This is a genomic window from Methylobrevis pamukkalensis (genome assembly GCF_001720135.1).
GTDB lineage: Bacteria > Pseudomonadota > Alphaproteobacteria > Rhizobiales > Pleomorphomonadaceae > Methylobrevis > Methylobrevis pamukkalensis.
In genome coordinates, this window is record NZ_MCRJ01000008.1 from 1 (window position 1) to 15,030 (window position 15,030).

Below are 15,030 nucleotides of genomic sequence, written 5' to 3' on the forward strand. Positions count from 1 at the left end.
CTTTTGTCCCTTCTGCGGCACCAAACTGCCACTCAGCCGCCGGGACGACTGGATCGACGAAATCGAGGCGCTCGGTTTCACCGATTTCGATGACCCCGCAATTCCGATGAAATACGCATCGTCCGCCTGGCGGCTCGATACGCCTGTGAGAAAGGGCTGAAGCCGATGTCCTACCGTATGTCCCGCGCCGCCTATGCCGACATGTTCGGGCCGACCACCGGCGACCGGATGCGTCTTGCCGACACCGACCTGATCGTCGAGGTCGAGAAGGATTTCACCATCTACGGCGACGAGGTGAAGTTCGGCGGCGGCAAGGTGATCCGCGACGGCATGGGCCAGAGCCAGGTGACGCGCGAGGGCGGCGCGGTCGACACCGTGATCACCAACGCGCTGATCATCGACCACTGGGGCATCGTCAAGGCCGACGTCGGGCTGAAGGACGGCCGGATCGTCGGCATCGGCAAGGCCGGAAATCCGGACGTGCAGCCGGGGATCACGATCATCGTCGGGCCGGGCACCGAGGTGATCGCCGGCGAGGGCAAGATCCTCACCGCCGGCTTCCTCGACATGCACATCCACTACATCTGCCCGCAGCAGATCGACGAGGCGCTGATGTCGGGCGTCACCACCATGCTCGGCGGCGGCACCGGGCCGGCGACCGGCACCAACGCCACCACCTGCACCCCCGGCCCGTGGCACCTCACCCGGATGATCCAGTCGGCCGACGCCTTCCCGATGAATCTCGCCTTCGCCGGCAAGGGCAACGCCGCGCTGCCCGCCGCGCTGGAGGAGCAGATCAAGGCCGGCGCCTGCGCGCTCAAGCTGCACGAGGACTGGGGCACGACGCCCGCCGCGATCGACAACTGCCTTTCCGTTGCCGACGACTTCGACGTGCAGGTGATGATCCACACCGACACGCTGAACGAGAGCGGCTTCGTCGAGGACACGGTCGGCGCCTTCAAGGGCCGCACGATCCACGCCTTCCACACCGAGGGCGCCGGCGGCGGCCACGCGCCGGACATCATCAAGGTGGCCGGCCTGCCGAATGTCATCCCGTCGTCGACCAACCCGACCCGGCCCTACACCCGCAACACCCTCGACGAACATCTCGACATGCTGATGGTCTGCCATCACCTCGACAGTTCGATCCCCGAGGACGTCGCCTTCGCCGAGAGCCGGATCCGCAAGGAGACCATCGCGGCCGAGGACATCCTCCACGACATGGGCGCCTTCTCGATCATCTCGTCCGACAGCCAGGCCATGGGCCGCGTCGGCGAGGTGATCATCCGCACGCTGCAGACCGCCCACAAGATGAAGGTGCAGCGTGGCGCGCTGCCGGAGGACAGCGGCACCGGCAACGACAATTTCCGGGTGAAGCGCTACATCGCCAAGGTGACGATCAATCCGGCGATCGCCCACGGGCTCGACGCGCATATCGGCTCGATCGAGGTCGGCAAGCTGGCCGATCTGGTGCTGTGGTCGCCGGCCTTCTTCGGGGTCAAGCCGGACATGATCCTGAAGATGGGCACGATCGCCGCCGCCCAGATGGGCGACCCCAACGCCTCCATCCCGACGCCGCAGCCGGTGCACTACCGGCCGATGTTCGGCGCTTTGGCAAGGCGCTCACCGCCTCGTCGGTCACCTTCGTGTCGCAGGCGGCGCTCGATGCCGGCATCGCGGAAAAATATGGTGTCGAGAAGACGCTGCTGGCGGTGAAGAACACCCGCGGCGGCATCGGCAAGGCCTCGATGGTCCACAATTCCGCGACCCCGAACATCGAGGTCGATCCGGAGACCTACGAGGTGCGCGCCGACGGCGAACTGCTGACCTGCGAGCCGGCCGACGTGCTGCCGATGGCGCAGCGCTATTTCATGTTCTGAGGTTCCCGCCCGATGCAGTTGCCGGTTCGGTGCTCGCGCGGAATGGGGGAAGGCTCACCCGTCCTGTGCTAGCCTCGGGTCGTTGCAAGGATGTCGAGGGTCCGTATGGTTGCGACGCGCAAGCCTGCTCTCTCCGGAAGGTCGCCCGCTGTGCCGGTCGGCCACGGTGCCGACTTCCACGCCTGGTCGATCGATCAGGCGCAGCGGCTTCGCGCCCGCGCGGCGACCGGTCTCGACTGGGACAACCTTGCCGAGGAGATCGAGAGCGTGGGCCGGGCCGACAGGAACGAGATCTACAGCCGGCTGATCAAGCTTCTGTCCCACCTCCTGAAATGGCAGTTCCAGCCGGAGCGGCGATCGAACAGCTGGCGCGCGACCCTGCTCGAGCAGCGGCTCAGGATCGCGCGGACGATCGAGGCGAGTCCGAGCCTGCGGGGATTGCCTGCCGCCTTTCTGGACGAGACCTATCGCATCGCCCGTCTGGAGGCGGCGGGGGAGACCGACCTGCCGGCCGACCGCTTTCCCGACATTTGCCCTTATTCGGTTTCAGACGTTCTTGCGGAATATTTTCTGCCGGAGGGTGACCCGAGCGGAGATTGACGCCGCGGCCGTCCGGCCTCTAGGTCGTGGCCGGCACGCTTTTCGCCGATGAAGGAACTCCATGTCCGAATTCACGCTTCACTGCTTCACCGAGAGCGGCAACGCCTACAAGGCCGCGCTGATGCTGGAACTGTCCGGCTGCGACTGGTCGCCGAAATTCATTCCCTTCTTCGAGGGCGCCACGCGCGATCCGGCCTGGCGCGAGAGCGTCAACGAGATGGGCGAGGCGCCGGTGCTGGAGCATCGCGGCCGCAGGTTCACCCAGTCGGGCGTGATCCTCGACTATCTCGCGGAGACGACCGGGCGGTATGCTGCCGGCAACGACGACGAGACGCGCGAGATCTGGCGCTGGATCCTGTTCGACAACCACAAGTTCACCAGCTACTACGCCACGCTGCGCTTCCTCTACGGCCTGCAGAACAGCGGCGAGACGCCGGTGACGGAATTCCTGCGCGCCCGGGCGCGGGCGGCCTATGCGGTGGTCGACAAGCATCTTGCGAAGGCCGATTTCCTCGTCGGCGCCGCCCGACCATCGCCGACATTTCGCTCGCCGGCTATCTCTTCTACAAGGAGGCGACCGGCATCGACCGGGCGGCCGAATTCCCGAATGTCGAGGCCTTCGCGCAGCGGATCGCCGCGCTGCCCGGCTGGAAGGCGCCGGCCGACCTGATGCCCTCCGCGGCGTGATCGATCGGCGGGGTGCGCTGTCTTGCGGCGCCCCGTCGATCCGCGCCCTCTCGAACAGATCCGGAGCCGACCCATGATCCGCGCCACCCGCCTGCTGCCGGCCGGCAGCTTTTCCGCCGAACCGGCCGACCGGCTGCATCTCGACCGCGACGACCGCCACCGCCGCCGGCTGGTGATGCGCTGCGCCGGCGGCACCGCCTTCCTGCTCGACCTGCCGGAGGCGAAGGTGATGAAGCAGGGCGACGGCCTCGAACTGGAGGACGGGCGGATCGTGCTCGTCACCGCGCGTCCCGAACGCCTGCTGGAAATCACCGCCGAGGACACCGCCCATCTCGTCCGCCTCGCCTGGCATCTCGGCAACCGCCACCTGCCGACCCAGCTTGCCGGCGACCGGCTGCTGATCCGCGAGGATCACGTGATCGAGGACATGGCGCTGAAGCTCGGCGCGAAGGTCGCCCATGTCTCGGCGCCGTTCGATCCGGAAGGCGGCGCCTATGGTCTCGGCACGGTGCAGGGCCACGATCACGGGCACCATGATCACGTGCATGGCGACCATGATCATGCGCATGCCCACGATCACGCGGGCCACGACCATGCCGGCCATGATCACAAGAAGCACGATCACGACCACGATCATGGTCACAGCCACGGGCCGGGCTGCGGCTGCGGACATTCCCATGACCACTGAGGGCATTGTGGCGGCGGGGCAGGGGCGATGAGCCCGGAGGTCGTCGGCTCCGGCGGGCTGCTGCGGCTGCTCACCTGGCTGTCGCCGGCCTTTCCGGTCGGCGCCTTCACCTATTCGCACGGGCTGGAATGGGCGATCGAGGCCGGCGACGTCACCGATGCGGGAAGCCTCGAGGCCTGGCTGTCCGACGTGCTGCGCTTCGGGGCCGGCCGCAGCGACATGATCCTGTTTGCCCGCGCCTTCGACGCGGCCGCCCATGCCGATCTCGACGGCCTGCGGGAGATCGCCGAACTCGGCCATGCCCTCGGGCCTTCGAGAGAACGGCGGCTGGAGGCAAGCGCCCAGGGCCGCGCCTTTGCCGACACGGTGCGACGCACCTGGGGCGCGCCGACCCTCGACTGGCTGATGTCGGCCGACCTGCCGCTGGTCTATCCGGTGGCGGTGGCGGTCGCCTGCGCCGACCACGGCGTGCCGCCCGTGCCGGGCATGACCGCGACCCTGTCGGCCTTTGCCGCCAATGTGGTCTCGGCGGCGGTGCGGGCCGTGCCGCTCGGCCAGACCGACGGCCAGCGGCTGATCGCGCGGCTGGAGCCGGTCATTGCCGCCGTGGTCGACGAGGCCCGCCATGGCACGCTCGACGACGTCGGCGGGGCGGCGCTCGCCGCCGACATCGCCTCCATGAAACACGAGACCCAGTACACGAGGTTGTTCCGCTCATGACGTCTTCGACCAACGGCCCCCTGCGCGTCGGCATCGGCGGCCCCGTCGGCTCCGGCAAGACCGCGCTGATGGACGCGCTGTGCAAGCGCCTGTCGCAGTCCTACGACATCGCCGCGATCACCAACGACATCTACACCAAGGAAGACGCGGAGTTCCTGACCCGCTCCGGGGCGCTGCCGCCCGAGCGCATCCTCGGCGTGGAGACCGGCGGCTGTCCGCACACGGCGATCCGCGAGGACGCCTCGATCAATCTTGCCGCCGTCGCCGACCTGCAGAAGGCGTTTCCGAAGCTCGACGTGATCCTGATCGAATCCGGCGGCGACAATCTTGCCGCCACCTTCTCGCCCGAGCTCGCCGACCTGACGATCTACGTCATCGACGTCTCGGCCGGCGACAAGATCCCGCGCAAGGGCGGCCCGGGCATCACCCGTTCCGACCTGCTGGTGATCAACAAGATCGACCTTGCCCCCATGGTCGGCGCCTCGCTGGAGGTGATGGACCGGGATTCGCGCAAGATGCGCCGCGAGCGGCCGTTCGTCTTCACCAACGTGCGCGCCGGCGTCGGCGTCGACGAGGTGCTGGCCTTCATCGAGGACAAGGGCGGACTGCGGGGCTGACGGTCCGAGGAATTTGCCGCCGCGCGAAGCTTCCTCCAAGGCGACAATTCTGTTGACTAGGAAACAACATTTCGATAGTTTCCTAGTCAACGAAAGGTATGGCCGTGTCCCATCCCCCGATTTCGGATCTCGAAAGCCATCTCGGCTACTGGCTGCGAAGGGTCTCCAACGACGTGTCGGCGAGCTTTGCGCGCCGGCTGGACGGCGAGGGGGTGACGGTGGCCGAATGGGTCGTGCTGCGGATGCTGCAGGACGTGGGCGAGGTCGCGCCCGGCCGGCTGGCCGAGGCGATGCGGATGACCCGCGGGGCGATCAGCAAGCTGGCCGAACGCCTCGTCGCCAAGGGGCTGGTCGATCGGCTGGAGGATCCGGCCGACGGGCGCGGCCAGATCCTTGCGTTGACCGCTGCCGGCCGGGCGATGGTGCCCGGCCTTGCCGCGCTCGCGGACGCCAATGACGCGGCCTTCTTCGGCTGTCTCGAGCCGGCCGAGCGCAGCGAGCTGGAGCGCCTGCTCCGGAAGATCGCGACCGGCATGACATGGACGGCGTGCCGACGGACTAGCCCTGTCCAGCCGACGGTTTGACCCGGCTGTGGCCGTGAGGGCCGGCCGATATCGTTTCCCAGTCAAAAGAAGGATGACGCATCATGGAGATGTCCAGCATTGCCGTGGCCGAAGGGTGCCTTGCCGGCGCCCATGACGGCACGATGAGCTTTCCGCAGGTGGTCGGCGCGCTGGCCGGGGCCGGCTTCGAGAGCTATGCCGTCGATTTTCGCCGCAACACCACGATCTGGTACCGGCCGGACGGCGAGAGCCTTCTGCGCGACACGCCGCTGACGCCGGGGGACGTTGCGGCAGCCTTCGACGCGGCGGGCGTGGCGGCGGCTGTGCGCGCGGCGCAGGCCGGCGGGCCGGACTACAGCTATCAGGGCTTTTGCGACAGCGTCCGGGCCTGCGGCTGCGCCGGCTACCTCGTGTCCTTCCCGGGGCGCCGGGTGGTCTACCATGGGCGGACGGCCGAGACCCATGTGGAGCATTTTCCGTCGTGACGCCCCGCCTCAGCGATCGCCGCGGGCGGCGGCCTGCAGCGCTTCGGCAAAGCGCATGACGGCGAGCACGGCCGCGGGCTCCCTTGCTCGCTGATAGAGCACCACCTCGCTGGCCGGAAGCGGCGGCAGCCCCTCGGCGGCGCCGAGGATCACGCAGCCGGCGGGCACGTGGCGTTCGCCGAGACAGGCAAGGCCGAGGCCGGCGACGGCGGCGGCCTGGATGGCCGCAAGGCCGCGGCTCTGGAAGGCATCGACATAGGGCAGGCCGGCACCCTCCAGCGCGTCCACGGCGGCGGTGCGGGCGTTGCAGGGCGTCTCGATGGTGACGAGCGGGACGGGCTCGCCGGGAAGCCACACAAAGCCCGGTGCTGCCGCCCAGACGAGATCGTCGCGGTAGAGGCTGCGGCCGCCGGGGCTCGTCCCGGCCGGCGCGCCCGGCGCCGGCAGGTTGCGCCGGATCACCACCGCGTCGAGCCGGCCGTGGTCGTAGTCGGCAATCAGCCCGTCGGACAGGCCCAGCGTCACCCGCAGCTTCAGGCGCGGCATCAGATCGCGCATGGCCCGGAGCGCGACCGGCAGGAGATCGCCACCGGCATGTTCGCTGACGCCGAAGGACAGGGCCAGCGGCGTGTCGGCCGCCGTCAGCCGCGCCAGCGCCTCGTCATGGGCGGCGAGAATCCGCCGCGCATCGGACAGGAAGCCGGCGCCGAAGGCGGTCAGCGCCACATTGCGCGGCGTGCGCTCGAACAGGGCGCGGCCGATCCGCTCCTCCAGCTTGCGCAGGCGCACGCTCACGGCCGACTGGGTGGCGCCCAGCCGGGCGCCCGCCGCCGTGAAGCTCATTTCCTCGGCCAGCACCGTGAAGGTGCGCAGGAGATCAATGTCGAGTGCGCTCATGATGATGACGATACGGCATTTCTGATATCTCATCAATTCGTTTTCGTTATCTAAAACACCTGCCTATCGTCCCTCCATGCCGGAGCGATCCACGCCCGGTTCCAGCCGCCCCGGCCGAACACTGGAAGGACTGCTCCATGCCCATCCTGCAACTGCGCTATGCCCCCGCGCCCGGCTTCGCCGCCCGGCCGAAGCCGGCGATCGTCGCCGCCGTCAACGCGCTGACCGTGAAGCTTCTCGACAAGAAGGCCGATCTGATCGCCACGATCGCGACCGAAGTCGATCCCGCCGACTGGTTCGTGGCCGGCGAGAGCCTTTCCCGGCGCGGCTGGGGAGCTTCTTCCTTGAGATCCGGGTGACCGACGGCACCAACACCAAGGCCGAGAAGGCCGCCTTCATCGCCGCCGTGTTCGAGACGATGGAAGGCCTGATCGGCCCGCTCCATCCCGAGAGCTACATCCACGTCGACGACGTGCGCGCCGAGGCCTACGGCTACGGCGGCCTCACCCAGGAATTCCGCTTCATCGCGGCCGAGATCGAGGCGCGGGAATTTTCTGCCCGGCGGGAGCTGGCGCTGTCCGTCGGCGTGCGCTGAGAGGAGGGGGCAGGGGAAGGTCCGGCATGGCTCCCATGCGCGGTCCCCGTGCGCCGGGCGGTTGTTGACCCGGGACGGCGGTGCTACGACGCGAAGCGCTTTGCCTTCCTTACGGTCGCCGCCACCGTTCCGTCCGCACAGGTTCCCCGATGTCGCAGATCGCCGACAACGTGCTGCCCATCTTCGCGCTGATCGCGATCGGCTACATCGTGGTGGCCATCGGCCTGCTCAAGGCCGAGATCGGCGACGGGCTCGGCGATTTCGTGTTCAAGCTCGGCGTGCCGGTGCTGCTGTTCCGCACCATCGTCTACGCCGACTTCCAGGGCGCCTCGCCGTGGACGATCTGGTGCGCCTATTTCACCGGCGTCCTCGTCTCGTGGACGCTGGGCCATCTGGTGGTGACGCGGCTCTTCGGCCGCGACCGGCGGGCCGGCGTGCTGGCCGGGGTCGCCTCGGCCTTCGCCAACACGGTGTTCATCGCCCTGCCGCTGGTCAACGCCCTGCTCGGCGAGATCGGCCTCGTTGCTGTCACCATCCTGCTCTCGGTGCACCTGCCGGTGATGATGATCGCCGGCACGCTGCTGATGGAGCGGGCCGAACGGCAGGAGGCGGGCGGAACGCCGCGGCCGCTGCGGCTGGTGCTGGCGCAGGTCGGGCGCAATCTCGTGCGCAATCCGCTGGTGATCGGCCTGCTGTTCGGCGTCGTGTTCCACCTCTTCGGCATCACCCTGTCCGGGCCGGCCGAGGTGGTCACCAGCCAGCTGGCCGGCATGGCCGGGCCAGCGGCGCTGGTGTCGATGGGCATGGCGCTGCGCAAATACGGCCTGTCGGGCCAGCTCGGGCCGGCCTTCGTCATCTCCGGGCTGAAGCTCGTGCTGATGCCGGCGGTGACCCTCGTCGTCGCCCGCCTGCTCGGGCTCGATCCGGCCTGGACGGCGGCACTGGTGCTCACCGCCGCGGTGCCGACCGGCGTCAACGCCTATCTGATCGCCAACCATTTCGGCGTCGGCCATGGTCTCGCCTCCTCGGTGATCACCCTCTCCACCGCGCTCGGCGCCGTCACGGTGTCGATCTGGGCGCTGCTGCTCACCGGCTGAGGTCGGGCATCAGAGCCCGACCATCCGCCGGATGCCGGCCGGGGTCGCGCCGTCTTCGCGCAAGGCCCGAAGGCTGATCGAGGCCAGCGACTTCGACAGCTTGCGCCCGTCCGGGCCGAGGATCAGCCGGTGATGGCGATAGCGCGGCGCCGGCAGGCCGAGCAGATGCTGCAGCAGGCGCTGCACGTCGGTCGCCCGAAAGAGATCCGCGCCGCGCACCACCTCCGTCACCCCCTGCGCCGCATCGTCGATGACGACGGCGAGGTGGTAGCTTGCCGGCGCGTCCTTGCGGGCCAGCACCACGTCGCCCCAGTCGCCGGGTGCGGCGGTGATCTGACGGACCGAACCGTCCTCGGCGGTCTCTTGGAACAGCAGCGGCGCGTCCAGCCGGGCAAGGGCGGCAGCCATGTCGAGGCGCAGCGCATGCGGCGCGCCGGCGGCGAGCCGGGCGCATCTCCGCCTCCTCAAGGTCCTCGCGTGGTGGGCGCGGCGCGCCGTCCGGGTCGCGCGGCAGCGGCCGGCCCGCGTGTTCGGCTGCCTCGGCGGCGGCTTTGAGATCGGCCCGGGTGGCAAAGGCCGGGTAGACAAGGCCGAGGGCGCGCAGGCGGTCGAGGGCCGCGCGGTAGTCCGCCACATGGTCCGACTGGCGGCGCACCGGCGTCTCGAAGACAAGCCCGAGCCAGCGGAGATCGTCCAGAATGCGCGCCTCGAATTCCGGCCGCGCGCGGCTGGCGTCTATGTCCTCGATCCGCACCAGCAGGCGCCCGCCCGTGGCCGCGGCGAGATCGCGGTTCAGCAGCGCGGACAGCGCGTGGCCGACATGCAGGTCGCCGTTGGGGGAGGGAGCAAAGCGGAAGACGGGGCGGGGCATCGGCGTCACGGACAGATAACGGGTTGCGCGGGCGGCATCAGGCGCCACTATGGCCGGCAGCGGCGGCCGATCAAGCCGCATAGCTATCCGGATGGACGGAAAGGCGGCAGGCATGCGGCGGCTTCTGAGCGAAGACGACATGGCGGAGGGGCTTGCCGCTCTCGGCGTCGCCGATCCGCGGCTGGTGCCGGTGATCGAGCTGACCGGGCCGGTCGCCCTGCGCTACCGCCCGCCGGGCTTCGAGGGGGTTGCTCGCATCGTCGTTGCCCAGCAACTCTCCGTCGCCAGCGCCAACGCGATCTTCGGCAAGCTCGAGGCCCGGCTTGGCTGCGTCACGGCCGAGAGCTTCGCGGCCCTGCCGGAGCCGGACCTGCGCGCCTGCGGGCTCTCGGCCGCCAAGATCCGCACGCTTGGTGCCGTCGCCGAGGCGGTCGCCGGCGGGCTCGACCTCGAATCACTTGCGGAGGCGCCGCCGGCCGAAGCAGTGGAACGGCTGGTCGCGATCCGTGGCATCGGCGTGTGGACCGCCGAGATCTTCCTCCTGTTCTGCGCGCGCCATGCGGACATCTTTCCGGCCGCGACCTGGCGCTGCAGGTCGCCGTTGCCGACGCCCTGGCGCTGGAGGCGCGGCCGACGGAGAAGCAGACCCGGGCCATCGCCGAAGCCTGGTCGCCGTGGCGCGGGGTCGCCGCCAAGCTGTTCTGGGCGTTCTACAAGGTTCGCCGCGAGGGCCGTACGGCGCTGCCGGTGTGAGCGGCGGCCCGCCCGCCTGTGCCGCGCGGGCCTTTGCCGCTTGGGCACAACTGCCGGACCCGTAAAATGCGCCCCTCGTGACACGAGAGGGTTTCGGGGTTGGCGCGACATGGTCTAGACCTGCGTCAGACCGTTTCCCTGCCACGCCGATCGAGGACCACCCCTGCCATGAACCGCATCGACGGGCCGCGTCTTGCCCCGATCTCCGGCCAGCCTGCCGAGGGGCTGGTGATCTTCCTTCACGGCTATGGCGCCGACGGCAACGACCTGATCGACCTTGGCCGCGCCTTCCAGCCGCATCTGCCGAATGTCGCCTTCGTCTCGCCCCATGCGCCGCAGCCCTGCGCCATGGCGCCGATGGGCCGGCAGTGGTTCCACCTCACCCTGCGCGATCCGGACGAATACCGGACCGGGGCGCTGGAATCCGCTCCGGCGCTCGATGCCTTCATCGACGCCGAGCGCGACCGGCTGAAGATCGCCGACGACAGGATCGTGCTGGTCGGCTTCAGCCAGGGCACGATGATGGCGCTGCATGTGGGCCTGCGGCGCAAGGCGGCGCTTGGTGGCATCGTCGGCTATTCCGGCGCGCTGGCCGGGCCGGAACATCTCTCCGAGGTGACCAGCCACCCGCCGATCACGCTCATTCACGGCGACCGCGACGAGGTGCTGCCGATCGACTGTCTGCACGAGGCGGTGGCGGCGCTCGGGGCGGCGGACATTCCGGTGGAATTCCACGTCTGCCCGGGCCTTGCCCACGGCATCGACCAGCGCGGCCTCGCGCTCGGTCTTGCCGCGATCCGCGCCGGGCTCGGCATCAAGTGACGGGGGACCAGACGATGGTGGCCGACGACGAGGCGCTGGACGTGCTGTTCTTCTGGTGGCAGGCGGGCCCCGCGCGCTGGTTTGCCAAGGACGACGACTTCGATGCCGACATCAAGGCGCGCTTTGCCGACCTGCACCGGCGGGCCTCGGCGGGCACCTGCGATGCCTGGGCCGAGACCCGCGAGGGGATGCTGGCGCTGATCCTCGTGCTCGACCAGTTCTCGCGCAACCTCGGGCGCGGCACGCCGGCCGCCTTTGCCAACGATCCCAAGGCGCTGGAGCTTGCGCGGATCGCAGTCGGGCGCGGCGACGACCGGGCCTTCCCGGTCGAGGCGCGCGCCTTCTTCTATCTGCCGTTCATGCATGCCGAATCGCTGGCCGACCAGGAACGCTGCGTCGATTTCTGCCGGGTCGGCTGCACCCGCGACACCTACACCTTCGCGCTGGAGCACATGGACATCGTCCGCCGCTTCGGCCGCTTCCCGCATCGCAACGCCGTTCTGGGGCGCAGATCCACCCCCGCGGAACTCGCCTATATCGAGAGCGGCGGCTTTTCCGGCTGACGCGGCTCCTGCCAGACGGGCATGCGGTCAGACGGGGAGGCGGCCGAACGGGATGCGCCCGGATGCGGGCTTGGCGCGGGCCCGGTTTGCGCCCTATATCGTCGGCAGACACGAGGAACGTCCCATGCCCGCCATCTTCGACATCCTGATCCCGATTGCGCTCGGCGCGGTGCTGCTGGTCCTGCTGATGGGCCTGTTCAACATGATGCGCGGCGGCAACGCCAACCTGTCGCAGAAGCTGATGCGCTGGCGCGTCGGGCTTCAATTCGTCGCGGTGGTGGTGGTGATGACGGCGGTTTGGCTGAAGGGCGGCGCGGGCTAAGCTCGCTCCTGCAGTCCGATCGCCGGGCAGGCAGCGCCGGCGATACCCCAGCCCGAGACGGAGCCTTCCGGCCATGGTCGTTCTGAACAGGATCTACACCCGCGGCGGCGATGACGGCACCACCGCGCTCGGCTCCGGCGAGCGCCGGCCGAAATACGACGTGAGGGTGGAAAGCTACGGCACCGTCGACGAGCTCAACGCCGTGCTCGGCCTGACCCGGCTGCACACGGGTGCCATTCCCGAGGTCGATGCCGTGCTGGCCCGGGTGCAGAACGACCTGTTCGACCTTGGCGCGGATCTCGCCACCCCCGACACCGGCGAGCCGCTCGCCTACGAGCCGCTGCGGATCGTCCAGAGCCAGGTCGATGCGCTGGAAGCGGCGATCGACGCGCTCAACGCGGACCTTTCGCCGCTGCGCTCCTTCGTGCTGCCCGGCGGCTCGCCCGCCTCGGCGCATCTCCACCTCTGCCGCACGGTCTGCCGGCGGGCCGAGCGGCTCGTCGTGCTGCTGTCGAAGACCGAGGGCGAGATCGTCGGCACGGCGGCGGTCCGCTATCTCAACCGGTTGTCGGACTATTTCTTCGTCGCCGGCCGCTGGGTCAACGACAAGGGCGCGGCCGACGTGCTGTGGGTCCCCGGCAAGAACCGGTGATCCCGGGCGTGCGCCACGGGTTTGACCGGAAAGCCGCCGAGGATTGCCGAAGAGGACATGACCGCCGGCGTGCCGTCGCTGCGGCTTTCCCTCGCCCTTCGAGACAGCCGCTTTGCGGCTTCCTCAGGATGAGGGAAAGGGCAATCGCCTGCGTTTACGCGGAATTCCCGAAGGCCTCATCCTGAGGAGGCCTGGAACAGGCCGTCTCGAAGGACGAGGCCGGGTGCGCCGGCCCATGCCGATGGCCAAACCGGACAGAATTGGCGTGCGCCGGACACGGCGCGGTCCTTTTCGCACATGCGGCAACGTCGCCGGGATCGCGGCGTTGACAGTGCTCGGATAAGGCCTTTACGGTCCCCGACCTGATGAAGGATACCGCAGTGCGGCAGAAGCCGGCGCACCGCCGATCGTCTCTGTCCGGGGCTCACCCGGCGAGGACGGCGGGCAGGCGACCGGCCCCGCGCCGACGGGAGGATCGGACCCCATGAAAATACTCGTGCCGGTGAAGCGCGTCGTCGACTACAACGTCAAGATCCGGGTCAAGGCCGACGGATCGGGCGTCGAGCTGGCGAATGTCAAAATGTCGATGAACCCCTTCGACGAGATCGCCGTCGAGGAGGCGCTGCGCCTTCGCGAGGCCGGCAAGGCCACCGAGGTGGTGATCGTGTCGATCGGCCCGGCGCAGGCCCAGGAAACGATCCGCACCGCGCTCGCCATGGGCGCCGACCGCGGCCTGCTGGTCGAGGTCGAGGGCAGCGTGGAGCCGCTCGCCGTCGCCAAGATCCTCAAGGCGGTTGCCGCCGAGGAGCAGCCCGGCCTCGTGATCCTCGGCAAGCAGGCGATCGACGACGACTGCAACCAGACCGGCCAGATGCTCGCCGCCCTCACCGGCTGGCCCCAGGGCACGTTTGCCTCGAAGGTGACGGTCGACGGCGACAAGGTCGACGTCACCCGCGAGGTCGACGGCGGCCTGCAGACCGTGCGCCTGTCGATGCCGGCGGTGATCACCACCGACCTGCGCCTCAACGAGCCGCGCTATGCCTCGCTGCCCAACATCATGAAGGCGAAAAAGAAGCCGCTCGACGTGAAGAAGGCGGCCGACTACGGCGTCGATGTCGCCCCGCGGCTCGAGGTGCTGAAGACCGCCGAGCCGAAGGGCCGCAGCGCGGGCGTCCGGGTTTCGTCCCCGGCCGAACTCGTCGCCAAGCTCAAGACCGAAGCCGGCGTGCTCTGAGCGCCCGAAGGAGACCCCGAAGATGACCACCCTCCTTCTCGCCGAACACGACAACGCGTCGCTGAAAGACGGCACCGCCCGCGCGCTGACCGCCGCGCTCGCCATGGGCGGCGACGTCCATGTGCTCGTCGCCGGCAAGGGCTGCGGCCCGGCCGCCGAGGCCGCCGCCAAGCTCCAGGGCGTGGCCAGGGTGCTGGTTGCCGACGACGCCGGCCTCGCGCACCAGCTCGCCGAGCCGGTGGCCGCGCTGCTGGTGCAGCTTGCGCCCGGCTATGCGGCGATCGTCGCGCCGGCGACCTCGTCTGCCAAGAACACGCTGCCGCGCGTCGCGGCGCTGCTCGACGTGATGCAGGTGTCCGACATCACCGCCGTGGTGGCGCCCGACACGTTCGAGCGGCCGATCTATGCCGGCAATGCGATCCAGACGGTGCGTTCCAGGGACGCCGTGAAGGTCGTGACCGTGCGCACCTCCACCTTCGCGCCGACCCCCGAGGGCGGATCCGCCCCGGTGGAACCGGTCGCGGCTGCCGCCGATCCGGGCGTCTCCGCCTTCGTCGGCGAGGATGTCTCGGCCAGCGACCGGCCGGAGCTGACCTCGGCCAAGATCATCGTCTCGGGCGGCCGGGCGCTCGGTTCGGCGGAGAAGTTCCAGGAGGTGGTGCTGCCGCTCGCCGACCGGCTCGGCGCCGCGGTGGGCGCCTCGCGCGCGGCTGTGGACGCCGGCTATGCGCCGAACGACTGGCAGGTGGGGCAGACCGGCAAGGTTGTTGCCCCGGATCTCTACATTGCCCTTGGCATTTCAGGTGCCATTCAGCATCTTGCCGGTATGAAGGACAGCAAGGTGATCGTCGCCATCAACAAGGACGACGAGGCACCGATCTTCCAGGTCGCCGACTACGGTCTCGTCGGCGATCTGTTCGAGGTCGTGCCGCAGCTCGTCAAGGAGCTCGGCTGACCTCCCCGCGGGCCGGCGGTCGGCAGGGC

At 69.3% G+C, this 15,030-nt stretch carries 17 protein-coding genes and 4 pseudogenes; 19 read left to right on the forward strand and 2 right to left on the reverse strand.

The features are described 5' to 3' along the window. The 9 genes and pseudogenes from A6302_RS25980 to A6302_RS02475 all read left to right on the forward strand — a co-directional run. A partial coding sequence (locus A6302_RS25980; RefSeq protein ID WP_425349106.1) for a DUF6980 family protein occupies positions 1–160 on the forward strand: 160 nt, incomplete at its 5' end. 5 nt (positions 161–165) lie between these two features. Then, positions 166–1,880, forward strand: a pseudogene (gene ureC, locus A6302_RS02440) (urease subunit alpha). Positions 1,881–2,030: 150 nt separating this feature from the next. Next, a complete protein-coding gene (locus tag A6302_RS02445; RefSeq protein WP_169833478.1) occupies positions 2,031–2,480 on the forward strand; it encodes a DUF29 domain-containing protein in 450 nt (149 codons plus the stop codon). A gap of 61 nt (positions 2,481–2,541) precedes the next feature. After that, positions 2,542–3,167 (forward strand): annotated as a pseudogene (locus tag A6302_RS02450) (glutathione S-transferase family protein). A 73-nt stretch (positions 3,168–3,240) separates the two neighbouring features. Beyond that, positions 3,241–3,855, forward strand: a complete 615-nt coding sequence (locus A6302_RS02455) for an urease accessory protein UreE (RefSeq protein WP_069305714.1) — start codon at positions 3,241–3,243, stop codon at positions 3,853–3,855. Positions 3,856–3,882: 27 nt separating this feature from the next. Further along, a complete protein-coding gene (locus A6302_RS02460) occupies positions 3,883–4,575 on the forward strand; it encodes an urease accessory protein UreF (protein WP_069305715.1) in 693 nt (230 codons plus the stop codon). Continuing rightward, positions 4,572–5,192, forward strand: a complete 621-nt coding sequence (gene ureG / locus A6302_RS02465) for an urease accessory protein UreG (RefSeq protein ID WP_069305716.1) — start codon at positions 4,572–4,574, stop codon at positions 5,190–5,192. Before A6302_RS02460 ends, ureG begins: the two co-directional genes overlap by 4 nt. A 98-nt stretch (positions 5,193–5,290) precedes the next feature. Further along, positions 5,291–5,776 (forward strand): MarR family winged helix-turn-helix transcriptional regulator, encoded by a 486-nt coding sequence (locus A6302_RS02470; RefSeq protein WP_069305717.1) that lies wholly within the window; start codon positions 5,291–5,293, stop codon positions 5,774–5,776. Between the two features lie 62 nt (positions 5,777–5,838). Beyond that, entirely contained in the window at positions 5,839–6,240 is a 402-nt protein-coding gene (locus tag A6302_RS02475) for a DUF1398 domain-containing protein (RefSeq protein ID WP_069305718.1), read from the forward strand. 9 nt (positions 6,241–6,249) lie between these two features. Here A6302_RS02475 and A6302_RS02480 read toward each other — a convergent pair whose 3' ends face one another. Further along, positions 6,250–7,170, reverse strand: coding sequence for a LysR substrate-binding domain-containing protein (locus A6302_RS02480; RefSeq protein ID WP_083255436.1), 921 nt, complete (start codon positions 7,168–7,170; stop codon positions 6,250–6,252). A gap of 104 nt (positions 7,171–7,274) precedes the next feature. On the opposite strand from A6302_RS02480, the gene A6302_RS25530 reads away from it, so the two are divergent. The 3 genes from A6302_RS25530 (at position 7,275) to A6302_RS02490 (ending at position 8,829) form a co-directional block, all read left to right on the forward strand. Next, positions 7,275–7,496: a tautomerase family protein gene (locus A6302_RS25530; RefSeq protein ID WP_342586199.1), complete on the forward strand. Its 222-nt coding sequence runs from the start codon at positions 7,275–7,277 to the stop codon at positions 7,494–7,496. Then, positions 7,493–7,732, forward strand: a complete 240-nt coding sequence (locus tag A6302_RS25535) for a tautomerase family protein (RefSeq protein ID WP_342586200.1) — start codon at positions 7,493–7,495, stop codon at positions 7,730–7,732. Before A6302_RS25530 ends, A6302_RS25535 begins: the two co-directional genes overlap by 4 nt. Positions 7,733–7,881: 149 nt before the next feature. Further along, positions 7,882–8,829 carry an AEC family transporter gene (locus A6302_RS02490; protein ID WP_069305719.1) on the forward strand — a complete coding sequence of 316 codons (948 nt, stop codon included), beginning with the start codon at positions 7,882–7,884 and terminating at the stop codon, positions 8,827–8,829. A gap of 9 nt (positions 8,830–8,838) precedes the next feature. Here the strand turns inward: A6302_RS02490 and gluQRS are convergent. Beyond that, positions 8,839–9,700 (reverse strand): annotated as a pseudogene (gluQRS, locus tag A6302_RS02495) (tRNA glutamyl-Q(34) synthetase GluQRS). A 112-nt stretch (positions 9,701–9,812) separates the two neighbouring features. Here gluQRS and A6302_RS02500 point away from each other — a divergent pair. From A6302_RS02500 to A6302_RS02530, 7 genes and pseudogenes are all read left to right on the forward strand, one after another. After that, positions 9,813–10,453, forward strand: a pseudogene (locus A6302_RS02500) (DNA-3-methyladenine glycosylase family protein). 168 nt (positions 10,454–10,621) lie between these two features. Further along, positions 10,622–11,275, forward strand: coding sequence for an alpha/beta hydrolase (locus A6302_RS02505; RefSeq protein ID WP_069305720.1), 654 nt, complete (start codon positions 10,622–10,624; stop codon positions 11,273–11,275). A 14-nt stretch (positions 11,276–11,289) separates the two neighbouring features. Beyond that, a complete protein-coding gene (locus tag A6302_RS02510) occupies positions 11,290–11,838 on the forward strand; it encodes a DUF924 family protein (RefSeq protein WP_069305721.1) in 549 nt (182 codons plus the stop codon). Positions 11,839–11,962: 124 nt separating this feature from the next. Then, a complete protein-coding gene (locus tag A6302_RS02515; RefSeq protein WP_069305722.1) occupies positions 11,963–12,160 on the forward strand; it encodes a twin transmembrane helix small protein in 198 nt (65 codons plus the stop codon). Between the two features lie 73 nt (positions 12,161–12,233). Then, positions 12,234–12,812 carry a cob(I)yrinic acid a,c-diamide adenosyltransferase gene (locus tag A6302_RS02520; protein WP_069305723.1) on the forward strand — a complete coding sequence of 193 codons (579 nt, stop codon included), beginning with the start codon at positions 12,234–12,236 and terminating at the stop codon, positions 12,810–12,812. A gap of 484 nt (positions 12,813–13,296) precedes the next feature. Continuing rightward, positions 13,297–14,046 (forward strand): electron transfer flavoprotein subunit beta/FixA family protein, encoded by a 750-nt coding sequence (locus A6302_RS02525; protein WP_069305724.1) that lies wholly within the window; start codon positions 13,297–13,299, stop codon positions 14,044–14,046. Positions 14,047–14,068: 22 nt separating this feature from the next. After that, entirely contained in the window at positions 14,069–15,001 is a 933-nt protein-coding gene (locus tag A6302_RS02530; protein WP_069305725.1) for an electron transfer flavoprotein subunit alpha/FixB family protein, read from the forward strand. Positions 15,002–15,030 lie beyond the last annotated feature (29 nt).

Excerpts from the sequence above, each read along its gene's own strand:
- A6302_RS02525 (WP_069305724.1), top strand. The coding sequence starts at position 13,297 with ATGAAAATACTCGTGCCGGTGAAGCGCGTCGTCGACTACAACGTCAAG.
- A6302_RS02530 (WP_069305725.1), top strand. The coding sequence starts at position 14,069 with ATGACCACCCTCCTTCTCGCCGAACACGACAACGCGTCGCTGAAAGAC.
- A6302_RS02515 (WP_069305722.1), top strand. The coding sequence starts at position 11,963 with ATGCCCGCCATCTTCGACATCCTGATCCCGATTGCGCTCGGCGCGGTG.
- A6302_RS02460 (WP_069305715.1), top strand. The coding sequence starts at position 3,883 with ATGAGCCCGGAGGTCGTCGGCTCCGGCGGGCTGCTGCGGCTGCTCACC.
- A6302_RS02520 (WP_069305723.1), top strand. The coding sequence starts at position 12,234 with ATGGTCGTTCTGAACAGGATCTACACCCGCGGCGGCGATGACGGCACC.
- A6302_RS02480 (WP_083255436.1), bottom strand. The coding sequence starts at position 7,170 with ATGAGATATCAGAAATGCCGTATCGTCATCATCATGAGCGCACTCGAC.
- ureG (WP_069305716.1), top strand. The coding sequence starts at position 4,572 with ATGACGTCTTCGACCAACGGCCCCCTGCGCGTCGGCATCGGCGGCCCC.
- A6302_RS02490 (WP_069305719.1), top strand. The coding sequence starts at position 7,882 with ATGTCGCAGATCGCCGACAACGTGCTGCCCATCTTCGCGCTGATCGCG.
- A6302_RS02455 (WP_069305714.1), top strand. The coding sequence starts at position 3,241 with ATGATCCGCGCCACCCGCCTGCTGCCGGCCGGCAGCTTTTCCGCCGAA.
- A6302_RS02475 (WP_069305718.1), top strand. The coding sequence starts at position 5,839 with ATGGAGATGTCCAGCATTGCCGTGGCCGAAGGGTGCCTTGCCGGCGCC.
- A6302_RS02470 (WP_069305717.1), top strand. The coding sequence starts at position 5,291 with ATGGCCGTGTCCCATCCCCCGATTTCGGATCTCGAAAGCCATCTCGGC.
- A6302_RS02505 (WP_069305720.1), top strand. The coding sequence starts at position 10,622 with ATGAACCGCATCGACGGGCCGCGTCTTGCCCCGATCTCCGGCCAGCCT.
- A6302_RS25530 (WP_342586199.1), top strand. The coding sequence starts at position 7,275 with ATGCCCATCCTGCAACTGCGCTATGCCCCCGCGCCCGGCTTCGCCGCC.
- A6302_RS02510 (WP_069305721.1), top strand. The coding sequence starts at position 11,290 with ATGGTGGCCGACGACGAGGCGCTGGACGTGCTGTTCTTCTGGTGGCAG.